Here is a 12,490-nt window from a genome sequence, read left to right as displayed (position 1 = left end):
CTGCTCCACTGGACCCGCCGCATGATCGAGATCCGCAAGCAGAATCCTGCCTTCGGACTGGGGTCCTACACCGAACTGCAGTCCTCCAACCCGGCCGTCCTGGCGTTCCTGCGGGAGTACGAGGACGATCTCGTCCTCTGCGTGCACAACTTCTCCCGGTTCGCCCAGCCCACCGAACTCGACCTGCGGGCCTACGACGGCCGGCACCCGGTCGAGCTGATCGGCGGGGTGCGCTTCCCCGCCGTCGGTGAACTGCCGTATCTGCTCACCCTCGCGGGGCACGGCTTCTACTGGTTCCGGCTCTCCCGAGTCGCCTCCCGCACCGGCAGTCGGCACTGAGCGTGCGGAGCCGAGGAAAGGACGCGTCACGATGACGAAGACCGTTGACCTGCCCAGAGGCACGACGGCCGGCCTCGACCGGCCGCTGGTCTCGCTGGGTGGGCTGCTGCGCGACTGGCTGCCCCGGCAGCGCTGGTTCGCGGGCAAGGACCGGCCCGTCACGGAGCTGTCCGTGCTGTCCATGACCGAACTGTTCCCCGGCTGCCTGCACCTGCTGGTCCACGCCGACCACTCCCCGGGCGGCGGCGCCGCCCCGTCCGGCGACTGCTACCAGCTCCTGCTCGGCGTCCGCGAACACCGCGCGCCCAGGCTGGAGCGGGCCTACATAGGCCGGGCCGAGGAGGGCCCGCTGGCCGGACTCGCCGTCTACGACGCCCTGCACGACCCGCGCGCCGCCGAACTGCTCCTGGAGCGGCTGCGCATACCCGGCACGGCGGGCCCGCTGCGCTTCGAGACCGCCCCGGACGCCCGGATACCCGGCGGACTCGCGCCGCGGCTGCTGGACGCCGAGCAGTCCAACTCCTCGCTGGTGTACGGCGACTCCTACATCCTGAAGGTGTTCCGGCGGATCCAGCCCGGCGTCAACCCGGACCTGGAGGTGCCCGGCGCGCTGGCCGCGCAGGGCTGTGCCCGGGTGCCGGCGCCGGTGGCCTGGTTCCGGACCACCGAACCGAGCCCGGCGACGCTCGGGGTGCTGCAGCCCTTCCTGCCCGACGCGGCCGACGGCTGGACCCTCGCCCTGCGCGCGCTCGCGGCCGGGGACGACTTCACCACCGAGGCGCGGGAGCTGGGCCGGGCCACCGCGGAGGTGCATCTCGCGCTCGCCGCCGCCTTCCCGTCCGCCGTCCACGACGAGCACAGCCGCACGGCGGTGGCGATGTCGGCGCGGCTGGACGCGGCCGCGCACGCGGTGCCGGCGCTGCGGCCGTTCGTACCGGGGCTGCGCGGCGCCTTCGAGGCGCTCGCCACCTGTGACGCGGGGCCGCTCGCCCAGCGGATCCACGGCGATCTCCATCTGGGGCAGGTGCTGCGGGCGGGCCACGAGTGGTTCGTCATCGACTTCGAGGGCGAGCCGTCCCGGCCGCTCTCCGAGCGGCGCAGCACCCAGTCGCCGGTGCGGGACGTCGCCGGGATGCTCCGCTCCTTCGACTACGCGGCCCGGCAGCGCCGCCCCTGGCGCCCGGAGTGGGCCCGCCGCTGCCGGGAGGCCTACTGCGCGGGTTACGCTGCGCGGGCCGGCTGGGACCCGCGCAAGAAGCACGCACTGCTGCGCGCCCACGAGACGGACCGCGCGGTGTACGAGGTGGTGTACGAGGCCAGGCACCGGCCGGCCTGGCTTCCGGTTCCGATGGCCGCGATCGAGCGGCTCGCCCGCTGGGGAGGCTGACGACAACATGGCAGCACTGCGTGACTCTTCGCTCCCCGAGCCCTCGGGCCCGTCCCGCCCCACGGCCCCGCCGCTGGACGCCGACGAGCGCGGGCGGCTGCTCGCGGGCGCCCACCACGATCCGCACGCCCTGCTGGGCGCCCGCCCGGTGGACGGCGGCACCCTCTTCCGGGCGCTGCGCCCGCACGCCCGAGCGGTGAGCGTGCTCGTGGACGGGGTGCGCAGCCCTCTGGCCCCGGAGGACGACGGGCTCTTCGCGGCCGTGCTCCCGTACGCCGAGGTCCCGTCGTACACCCTCCTCGTCACGTACGAGGAGGAGGAGCACGAGGTCCACGACCCGTACCGGTTCCTGCCCGCGCTGGGTGAGTACGACCTGCATCTGATCAGGGAGGGGCGGCACGAGCAGCTGTGGAAGGCGCTCGGTGCCGAGCCGATGGTCCATGACGGGGTGGCCGGGACCCGGTTCACCGTGTGGGCGCCCAACGCGCGGGGCGTGCGGGTGGCCGGGGACTTCACGTGCTGGGACGGCACGCAGTTCCCGATGCGGTCGCTGGGCGCGGCCGGGGTGTGGGAGCTGTTCCTGCCGGGGGTGGGCGAGGGCGCCCGGTACAAGTTCGAGATCACGTCCCGGCACGGCGGCCGGTTCCTCAAGGCGGACCCGATGGCCCGGCGGACGGAGGTGCCGCCCGCGACCGCGTCGATCGTGACGGTCTCGCACTACGAGTGGGACGACGCGGAGTGGATGGCGCACCGGGGTGACGTCCCGGTGCACGAGGCGCCGTTCTCGGTGTACGAGGTGCACCTGCCGTCCTGGCGGCCGGGCCTGAGCTACCGCGAACTGGCCGAGGAACTCACCGCGTACGTCGACGACCTGGGCTTCACGCACGTCGAGTTCATGCCGGTCGCCGAGCACCCCTTCGGGGGCTCCTGGGGCTACCAGGTCACCGGCTTCTACGCGCCGACCTCCCGGCTCGGCACCCCCGACGACTTCAAGTACCTGGTCGACGCCCTGCACCGGGCGGGCATCGGCGTGATCATGGACTGGGTCCCGGCCCACTTCCCCAAGGACGACTGGGCGCTGGCCCGCTTCGACGGGGACCCGCTGTACGAGCCCGGGGACGAGCGGCGGGCCGAGCATCCGGACTGGGGGACCTACGAGTTCGACCTCGGCCGGGTGGAGGTGCGCAACTTCCTGGTGGCGAACGCCGTGTACTGGTGCGAGGAGTTCCACGTCGACGGGCTGCGGGTGGACGCCGTCGCCTCGATGCTCTACCTCGACTACTCGCGGGACTCCGGGCAGTGGACGCCCAACGTGTTCGGCGGGCGCGAGGACCTGGACGCGGTGGCGTTCCTGCAGGAGATGAACGCGACCGTGTACCGGCGGGCGCCCGGGGTGGTGACCATCGCCGAGGAGTCCACCGCGTGGGACGGGGTGACCCGGCCCACCGACAGCGGCGGGCTGGGCTTCGGGCTGAAGTGGAACATGGGCTGGATGCACGACTCGCTGGAGTACATCAGGCACGAGCCGGTCCATCGCAAGTACCACCACCACGAGATGACCTTCTCGATGGTCTACGCGTACAGCGAGAACTACGTCCTGCCCATCTCCCACGACGAGGTCGTCCACGGGAAGCGGTCCCTGGTGTCCAAGATGCCCGGCGACTGGTGGCAGCAGCGTGCCAACCACCGCGCGTATCTGGCCTTCATGTGGGCCCATCCGGGCAAGCAACTGCTCTTCATGGGGCAGGAGTTCGCCCAGGGCGGCGAGTGGTCCCACGCCGACGGTCCCGACTGGTGGCTGCTCGACCCCGAGTACGGGGCCGAGGCCGATCACCGGGGTGTCCGGGATCTGGTCCGGGATCTCAACTCCGGGTACCGCGCGCACCCCGCGCTGTGGCAGCGGGACACCGATCCGGCGGGCTTCCAGTGGGTCCTGGGGGACGCGGCCGAGGACAACGTCTTCGCCTTCCTGAGGTTCGATGCCGAGGCCCGGCCGCTGCTGGCGGTCTCCAACCTCTCCCCCGTGGTCCGCCCCGGCTACCGGCTGGGCGTGCCCAGGGGGATGCCCGTCTGGCAGGAGATCCTCAACACCGACAGCGCCCGGTACGGCGGCGGGGACGTCGTCAGCCGGGGTCCGCTGCTCGCCGACGACGGCGCCCTGCGGCTCACGCTGCCCCCGCTGGGCACGGTATGGCTGGAGCCCGTCGCCCCGTAACCCGTCGAGGGCCCCGTCACGTGTTTCCGCGGCCGGGTCCGGGCAGTCCGGGTGGAAAGACCCCGCCGCGCCCGGTCGCGGCCCGGCCGGAGGGCGGTTCCCTGTGCTGCGTACCGTCGGTGTGGAGGAAGAACTCCTGCTGGTCCACCCGGACAGCGGGGAGCCCGTGCCCTGGTCGGCGGCGGTCGTCGACCGGGCCGCCCAGGACGATCCCGGACAGGCCGTGTTCCAGAAGGAACTGTTCGGGCAGATGCTGGAGCTCGCGACCAGTCCGCGGCGGGACATGGCGGAGCTCGGCGCCGAGGTCGTCGCCTGCCGCAAGGAGGCGGGCCGGCTGGCGGGCGAGATCGGCTGCGCGGTCGCGGCGCTCGCCACCTACCCCCTGCCGGTCGCCCCGGCGCTCACCCTGCACGAGCGGTACCACTGGATGGCCGGGCGGTTCGGCGCCGCCATGGTCGACTGGTTCGTCTGCGGCTGCCATGTGCACGTGTCGGTGGAGTCCGACGAGGAGGGGGTCGCCGTCCTCGACCGGATCCGGCCGTGGCTCCCGGTGCTGCGCGCGCTCAGCGCCAACTCGCCGTTCTGGCAGGGCCGGGACTCCGGTTACGCCAGCTTCCGCAGCCGGCTGTGGGCGCGCGGCCCGTCGGCGGGACCGACCGAACTGTTCGGCTCGGCCGAGCGGTACCGGCAACGGGTCGCGGACATGGTCGCCAGCGAGGTCATCCTCGACACGGGGATGGTGTACTTCGACGCCCGGCTGTCCACGCGCTACCCGACGGTCGAGATCCGGGTGGCCGACGTGTGCCTGCGGGCGGACACCACCGTGCTCGTCGCCACGCTGATCCGCGCCCTGGTGGAGACGGCCGCACGCGACTGGCGGGCCGGGCGGCCGCCGCTCGACCCCAGCGTGAGCATGCTCCGGCTGGCCTCCTGGCAGGCCGCCCGCACCGGCCTCGAACAGGACCTTCTCGACCCCCTGACGATGCGGCCCAGGCCCGCCGCCGAGGTGGTGGGCACGCTGCTGGCGCACACCGCGGACGCGCTCGCCGACAGCGGTGACACGGTCGGCGTCGAGGAGGCCGTCGCACATGTGCTGCACAGGGGTACCGGAGCCCGCGAACAGCGGTCGTTCCTGGAGCGCACCGGGAACCTGCGGGACGTCGTCGTGGAGTGCGTGCGCCGTACCCAGGGCTGAACTCCCGGGTTGAGCTTTGTCATCAGGTGGAAACGAGTTGACCGTTCCCGACACGGGCCGCACTCCCCTGGGCTAGATTCGACCCGCATCGACAACAGTACCGATCGGGAGGGTGACCCTCCGTACATGCAGGAGCAGCGCATGCGCGACGACGCCCTCGCTCCGACGACCGCTTCGACCCTGGCCGGCGGGCTCGCCGACAGCATCTTCGAGACGGCGGACCGGAACCCCACCCTGCCGGTGCTGGCGCGCCGTCCCGAGGGCGCCCCCGCGGGCTGGGAGGAGGTCACCGCGGTCGAAGTGCGGGACGAGGTGGTCGACCTGGCCAAGGGGCTGATCGCGTCGGGGATCTCGCCCGGGCAGCGGGTGGCCATGATGGCGCGGACGCGCTACGAGTGGACGGTGTTCGGCCTCGCGCTGTGGTCGGTGGGGGCCGAGGTGGTGCCGATCCACCCGACGTCCGCGCGGGACCAGGTCGAGTGGATCCTGCGGGACGCCCGCTGTGTGGCCGTGCTGGTCGAGGACGAGCAGGCCGTGATGACCGTCGGCACCGTGTGCGAGGGGCTGCCCGAGCTCAAGCACGTGTGGCAGCTGAACGCGGGGGCGCTGCCCGAGCTGGTGCAGAAGGGCACGTTCGTGCCGCTGACCACGGTGGAGTCGCTGCGCCGGATCGTGATGCCGGACTCCACGGCCGCCATCACCTACACCTCGGGCACCTCGGGCCGTCCGCTGGGCTGCGCGCTGAGCCACCGCGGGCTGGCCTACCCCTGCGACACGCTGCTGGCGGGCTGGGGGCACACCGCGGCACGCCCGGGCGAACAGGCCTCCGTGCTGGCCTTCCTGCCGTTCTCGCACGTGTACGGCCTGATGGTGATGGTGATCTGCCTGCGCGGCGGGATCCTGATGGGCCACGAGCCGGAGATGACCGAGGCCGCGCTTGCGGCGGCGCTGGCCACGTTCCGGCCGACCTATCTGTACGCGGTGCCGTCGGTGCTGGAGAAGGTGTACAAGACGTTCCTGCGCACCTCCCAGCAGCACGGCCGCGGTGCCCTGTTCGAGCGGGCCGCGGAGACCGCCCGGGACTTCGCCGCCGCCCTGGAGCGGCAGCGGCTGGGCACCGGCGCCGGCCCCGCCCTGGACCTGCGGCTGCAACACGCCCTCTACGAGCGGACGGTGTACCGCAAGCTGCGCGGGGCGCTCGGCGGGCGGGTGCTGCGGGCCACGTCCGGCGGCTCCTCGCTCAGCCGTGAACTCACCCTGTTCTACGAGGGCATCGGCATGTTCGTCCATGACGGCTACGGCCTCACCGAGTCCAGCGGCGGGATCACCATGCAGCCGCTGGGCCGGGAGAAGTCGGGCACGGTGGGCCAGGCCCTGCCGGGCACCCAGATCCAGGTGGCCGACGACGGCGAGATCCTGGTGCGCGGTCCGTCGGTGTTCCAGGGGTACGTCGGCGACGACTACGCGACCCGGGCGGCGCTGCGCGGCGGCTGGCTGGCCACCGGGGACATCGGGCGGCTGGACTCCGAGGGCTATCTGACCATCACGGGCCGCAAGAAGGACATCATCATCACCAGCAGCGGCAAGAGCGTGGCCCCGGCGCCGCTGGAGCAGCGGCTGCGGATGCACCCGCTGGTGCACCAGGCGGTGGTGGTCGGCGACGACCGGCCCTGCGTGGGCGCGCTGATCACCCTGGACCCGGACTTCCTCGCCCACTGGCGGGGCGCGCTCGCGCTGCCGGGCGACTCGCCGGGGCGCGAGGCGCGCGAGGAGAACGCGCTGCGCGAGGAGATCGCCCGCGCCATCGCGTCGGCCAACAGCGTGGTGTCCCGCTCCGAGTCGATCCGGGTCTACCGGGTGATCCAGGAGCCGTTCGCCCCGGGCAACGGCATGCTGACGCCGTCGATGAAGCTGCGCCGGGACGCCATCGCGCGCCACTACGCGGCGGAGATAGACGCCATGTACCAGGCCCGCTCGCAGGCGGTGCGCCGGCCGGGCCAGCCGGAGCCGGCCGACTGGGACGACTCCGACAACGTGTTCCGGTGAACGGAGCACGCGTATCCGCCGCCAGGGTGGGAACTCGTCGCGAGGGGAGAGGCCGGCGCGACGGCGGCCGCTTCCCGGGGCTGGAAGAGACGAGATGGGGACCGGACCACGGCGGGACGACGGACGATCCGTGGAGGCGACCGGCGGATGCGCGGTCTCCTTCCCGGGCCGGCTCCGCGATGTGACCGGCGCCCGGCTGGCCGCCGACGGCTTCCTCGCCGGCCTCGCCCGCAGCTCGCCGCCCACCGGTCCCGACTGCTGGAACGACATCCTGCTGGTCGTGACGGAACTGGCCGCCAACGTCGTCCAGTACGCGCCGGGCCCCTTCGAGCTGCGGATGCGCCGCACCTACGACGGCGTCCACGTCACGGTGCACGACACCAGCCGGGTCCGGCCCGAGCCGCGGCCCTTCCGCCCGCACGGGGGCGGGGGCGGCGTGGGCTGGCACCTGCTGCGCACCCTGTGCGACCAGGTCAGCGTGGTCGTCACCGCGGACGGCAAGGACGTCCACGCCTTCCTGCCCTGGTGAGGCCGGCCCGGCCGGGGCCGGGCACGGTCACTCCGGCCGGTGCGCGACCACCCCGAACATCGTCACCGACATGTGCAGCGCCCCCTGTTCGGCGGCCTCGGCGAGATCGGCGTACAGGGTGTCCCGCTGTTCCCCGGTGACCGCGCCGGTGCGCACGGCGGCCTCGCCGAGCATGCGGATCAGCGGCCAGGCGACCGTGCGGTGGTCCTGGAGCAGGGCCTGCGAGCCGCGGTCGTCGACCACGAACCCGGCCGCGCTCAGCTGGCCGACCAGGCGGCGCCCGGCGTAGGGGTTGGCGCCGTTGAGGGCGGCCGAGGTGAGCGCGCGCACCACCGCCGGGTCGCCGGGGTGCAGGAGGGTGGTCCCCCAGTCGGTGTCCAGCACCGCCACCCGGCCGCCGGGGCGCAGCACCCTGGCCATCTCGGCGATGGCCCGGTCGGGCTCGTGGAGGTGCTGGAGGACCCGCTCGCACCACACGATGTCCATCGAGCCGTCCGGCACGGGCAGCGCCTCGGCCTCGCCGTGCAGGAAGCGGGCCCTGCTGTCGGCGGACCGCTCCTCGGCGACCGCGCGCAGACTCGGGTTGACCTCGACGCCGATCGCGACGCCGTCCGGGCCGACGGCGGCGGCCAGCATCCGGGTCTGCGAGCCGGTTCCGGAGCCGACGTCGAGGAGTCGTTCGCCGTGCCGCACCGCCAGCGCCTCCTCGGCCCAGATGCGCAGCCTCCGTACGCCCGGGTTCGCGTCCTGGGAGTCCAGGGCGGCGACCAGCGGGGCCACGCGGTCGGGGTCGATGTGCCGCTTCTGGAAGCCCGTTCCGGGCTGGGTCTGCGCCATGGCGGGCACTCTACTGGCGTCCGTGATCGCCACGGACGCCCTTCGGTCGGACTCGAGTCCGACGCATATCTGTGCGAGAGCCGGTTTCTCCCGGCGATCCAGGGGCATGCTGGGTCCCACGCGTTCGGCTGCCTGCTCCGCCCGGCTGGCGGAACGGCGTCGGGCACGGTGGGATCGATGTGGTGCGAAGCAAGCGTTCCGGGGCACGCGGACGGCGTCGAGCCGGACGGCCCGGAGCAGCGGAAAGGGATACACCGTGACACGACCCAGGATCCTGGTGGTGGGCGCAGGCTTCGCCGGAGTGGGGTGCGTGCGCCGCCTGGAGCGGAAACTCTCCCCCGACGAAGCCGACGTCACCCTGGTGTCGCCGACCTCCTACCAGCTCTATCTCCCCCTGCTGCCGCAGGTCGCCTCGGGCGTGCTGACGCCCCAGTCGATCGCCGTGTCACTGCGCCGCAGCAAGAAGTACCGCACCCGGATCATCCCGGGCGGCGCGATCGGGGTGGACCTGAAGTCCAAGGTGTGCGTCATCCGCACCATAACCGACCGGCTCGTGAACGAGCGGTACGACTACATCGTGCTGGCCCCGGGCAGTGTCACCCGCACCTTCGACATTCCCGGCCTGACCGAGCACGCGTTCGGGATGAAGACCCTCGCCGAGGCCGCCTACATCCGCGACCACGTCATCTCCCAGCTGGATCTGGCCGATGCCAGCGACGACCCGGCCGAACGCGCCGCCCGGCTGCAGTTCGTGGTGGTCGGCGGCGGCTACGCGGGCACCGAGACCGCGGCCTGTCTGCAGAAGCTCACGCACGCGGCACTGCACCGCTACCCGAACCTGGACCCGAAGCTGATCAAGTGGCACCTGATCGACATCGCCCCGAAGCTGATGCCGGAGCTCGGCGACAAGCTCGGCCGCAGTGCTCAGGAGGTGCTCCGGCGCCGCGGCATCGACGTCTCCCTGGGGGTGTCGATCGAGAAGGCGGGCCCGGCCGAGGTGACCTTCACCGACGGGCGGGTGGTGCCCACCCACACGCTGATCTGGACGGCCGGGGTGGTCGCCAGTCCGCTGATCGCCACCATGGGCGCGGAGACGGTCCGGGGACGGCTCGCGGTCGACGCCGAGATGACCCTGCCGGGCCACGACGGGGTGTTCGCGCTCGGCGACGCCGCGGCCGTGCCGGACAAGGCGAAGGACGCGGCGGGTGCGGTCTGCCCGCCGACCGCGCAGCACGCCATGCGGCAGGGCAAGGCGGTCGCCGACAACGTCATCGCGGCGCTGCGGGGCCGGCCGCTCCAGCCGTACGTGCACAAGGACCTGGGCCTGGTGGTGGACCTCGGTGGCAAGGACGCGGTCTCCAAGCCGCTGGGCATCGAACTGCGCGGCCTGCCCGCCCAGGTGGTGGCCCGCGGCTACCACTGGTCGGCGCTGCGCACCAACGTGGCCAAGACCCGGGTCGCGACCAACTGGCTGCTGAACGCGCTGGCCGGTGACGACTTCGTGCGTACGGGCTTCCAGTCCCGCAAGCCCGCCCGGCTCAAGGACTTCGAGTACACGGACACGTATCTGACACCGGAGCAGGTCCGGGCGCGCGCCGAGGGCCCCGAGGATCCCGGGAGCTCGCCTGCGTGACGGCGAGCGCGGCGGAGTGAGAGCGGCGGGGCGGCCGCTGCGGGCGGAGGTCCTGGGGCGGCTCGCGGCGGCCGACCCCGGGCTGCTCCGCTTCACCGCCGGGCTGCGCACGGTCACCTCGATCGCGCTCACGCTCGCCGTCCTCGCGGCGCTGCGGTTCGACGTGTCCCATCTGGTGGCCGGGGCCATCACGGCGATGGTGGCCACCTTCGCGATCCGGGAGAAGGGGCGTCCGGAGCAGGCCGTCACGCTCGCTCTCGGCCTGCCGGTGGCACTGGCGTCGATGTCGCTGGGCGCGCTGCTCAACTCACGGGTGGTGATCGGCGACCTGTTCTTCGTGGCGCTCATCTTCTGCGCGGTCTACAGCCGGCGGTTCGGCGACCGGGGCACGGCGCTGGGGCTGGTCGGCTTCCAGATCTACTTCGCCTCGCTGTTCGTGCACGCGACCGTGTCCGCGCTGCCCGGCCTGTACCTCACGATCACGGTGGCGTTCGGCTGCGCGGCCGTGGCGCGGTTCGTGCTGGTGCGGGAGACCGCCGCGGGCATCCTGGACCGGCTGCGGCGGGCCTTCCGGGCCCGGTTCGCCCAGCTGGTGGCCGCGCAGGCGGAGTTGCTGGACGCCGGGCCGGACGAGCTGGACAAGGCGGTGGAGGAGGTCCGGGTCAGGACCGCGCGGCTGCACGAGACGGCGCTGCTGATCCAGGGCCGGCTCGTGGACGGCACCTCCGACGAGGCGGTGGCCAGGCTGGTGCAGCGCCGGATCGCGGACGCCGAGATCGCCGCCGAGCGGCTCGGGCTGCTGCTGCTCACCGCCCGCAGCGCCGAACGGGCGGACACCCTCACCCTCCATCTGCCGGGTGCCCCGCTGCCGTCGGCGGCGGTGGAGCCGGTGCGGGACGAGGCGATGGAGCGGCTGCGGCTCGATCTGGAGGCGCTGCGGCTGCTGGTGCTGCGCCCGGCCGGACCCGAGAAGGGAACCGCGCTGGCCCGGCTCCGCAACCGGCTGCTCGGCTACCGCGAGGAGGAGCAGCTGCCGCCCGCCCCGCCCGCCGTGCAGGACGTGTTCCGGGGCACCGGCGAGGCCGCGCGGGCCGTGCTGGGGCTGCGGATCGCGCTGGACGGGCCGCAGGACGAGTCCGACGACACCCCGGCCACCTCCCGGTCCCGGGAGGAGCTGGACGCCGAGGACGCCGCCATCGAGGGCGTCGAGGAGGGCGACCGGGAGGCCGAGGAGGCGACCGGGCTGCGCCGGCCGACCACGCGGGCGGCGGTGCAGGTGGCGGTAGGCTCGTCGCTGGCCATCGTCGGCGGGGAGTTCCTCTCCGCCCAGCGCTGGTACTGGGCGGTCCTGACCTGCTGGATCGTGTTCATCAACACCGCGTCCACCGGCGAGATCCTGGTGAAGGGCTACCGGCGGCTGCTCGGCACGGTGCTCGGCGTGGTGGCGGGCATCGTGCTCGCGGGCCTGGTCGGGCACCACACCTGGACGGCGTTCGGGCTGGTGCTCGTCTTCATCTTCGCGATGTTCTACTCGGCGCCGATCTCGTACACCCTGATGTCGTTCTTCGTGACGGCGATGCTGGGCCTGCTGTACACGCTGCTCAACACCTACAGCCTGGACGTCCTGGTGCTGCGGGTGGCGGAGACCGCGCTCGGCGCGGTGTGCGGGGTGATCGCGGCCGCGGTGGTGCTGCCGGTCCACACCGACCGCCGTACCGACGAACTGCTGGCCGAGACGCTGGACCGGCTGGCCGACGTCACCCGGGCCTCGGCCGACCAGTTGAGCGGGGCGCCGCCGGTCGACCTGGTGGAGAAGGCCCGCGACCTGGACCAGGCGCTGGCCGATCTGGCGGCGGCCGTGCAGCCGTTGACGCATCCGATCACCCCGCTGCGCTCCCGCCGGGACACCGCGCGCTATGTCGTGGCGCTCCTGGAGACCTGCGCCTATCACGCGCGGTCCCTGGCCGCGACGGCGGAGCTGCTGCCCACCCATCCGTCGATCGCGGCGGATCCCCGGCTGCGCGGGGCGGGGCGGCGGATCGTGCACAACATCGAGGCGATCTCCGCCCAGGTGGCCGGCGGACAGCCCGTCCCCGGGATCGAGACCGGTCCCAGCATCGCGGCGATGCTGGAACCCGGCACCCTCCGGGCCCCGCGCTACGGCAGGGTGACCGACCGGGTCCTGCGGCATCTGCAGCGCCTGGACGAAGCGGTGGTGGGCCTGGCCCGGCCGCTGGGGGTGCCGGTGCGGCCGCGGGCGGCCGCCTGACAGGGCGTCACGGTGCGGGGTCCCGGCGGCCGGCCGGGAT

General features: G+C 73.2%; 9 protein-coding genes. 8 read left to right on the top strand and 1 reads right to left on the bottom strand.

Annotated elements, in window-relative coordinates; translation table 11 throughout:
- From ACFWPQ_RS43945 to ACFWPQ_RS43920, 6 genes are all read left to right on the top strand, one after another.
- Positions 1-339: alpha-glucosidase C-terminal domain-containing protein (locus tag ACFWPQ_RS43945; protein ID WP_384048393.1), on the top strand; the 339-nt coding region annotated here is incomplete at its 5' end.
- Positions 340-370: 31 nt separating this feature from the next.
- On the top strand, positions 371-1,726 hold the full coding sequence (locus tag ACFWPQ_RS43940; RefSeq protein ID WP_384048391.1) for a maltokinase: 1,356 nt from the start codon (positions 371-373) through the stop codon (positions 1,724-1,726).
- Between the two features lie 7 nt (positions 1,727-1,733).
- A complete protein-coding gene (gene glgB / locus ACFWPQ_RS43935; protein ID WP_384048388.1) occupies positions 1,734-3,941 on the top strand; it encodes a 1,4-alpha-glucan branching enzyme in 2,208 nt (735 codons plus the stop codon).
- Between the two features lie 106 nt (positions 3,942-4,047).
- Entirely contained in the window at positions 4,048-5,136 is a 1,089-nt protein-coding gene (locus tag ACFWPQ_RS43930) for a glutamate--cysteine ligase (RefSeq protein WP_384048408.1), read from the top strand.
- A 141-nt stretch (positions 5,137-5,277) separates the two neighbouring features.
- Complete coding sequence (locus ACFWPQ_RS43925) at positions 5,278-7,182, top strand: AMP-dependent synthetase/ligase (protein ID WP_384048405.1); 1,905 nt, start codon at positions 5,278-5,280, stop codon at positions 7,180-7,182.
- A 94-nt stretch (positions 7,183-7,276) separates the two neighbouring features.
- Entirely contained in the window at positions 7,277-7,711 is a 435-nt protein-coding gene (locus tag ACFWPQ_RS43920) for an ATP-binding protein (protein ID WP_384048385.1), read from the top strand.
- 27 nt (positions 7,712-7,738) lie between these two features.
- On the opposite strand, the gene ACFWPQ_RS43915 is transcribed toward ACFWPQ_RS43920, so the two are convergent.
- The gene (locus ACFWPQ_RS43915; RefSeq protein ID WP_384048382.1) at positions 7,739-8,548 is read right to left on the bottom strand and encodes a methyltransferase domain-containing protein; all 810 of its coding nucleotides are present in this window, start codon (positions 8,546-8,548) and stop codon (positions 7,739-7,741) included.
- 256 nt (positions 8,549-8,804) lie between these two features.
- On the opposite strand from ACFWPQ_RS43915, the gene ACFWPQ_RS43910 reads away from it, so the two are divergent.
- Positions 8,805-10,181, top strand: a complete 1,377-nt coding sequence (locus tag ACFWPQ_RS43910) for an NAD(P)/FAD-dependent oxidoreductase (RefSeq protein ID WP_384048379.1) — start codon at positions 8,805-8,807, stop codon at positions 10,179-10,181.
- A gap of 16 nt (positions 10,182-10,197) precedes the next feature.
- A complete protein-coding gene (locus tag ACFWPQ_RS43905; protein WP_384048376.1) occupies positions 10,198-12,450 on the top strand; it encodes an FUSC family protein in 2,253 nt (750 codons plus the stop codon).
- The last annotated feature ends 40 nt before the right edge of the window (positions 12,451-12,490 follow it).

The sequence above is a fragment of the Streptomyces sp. NPDC058464 genome, from assembly GCF_042721035.1.
GTDB lineage: Bacteria > Actinomycetota > Actinomycetes > Streptomycetales > Streptomycetaceae > Streptomyces.
Note: the sequence above shows the minus strand (reverse complement) of the source record. Positions and strands in the feature narration are given on the sequence as shown.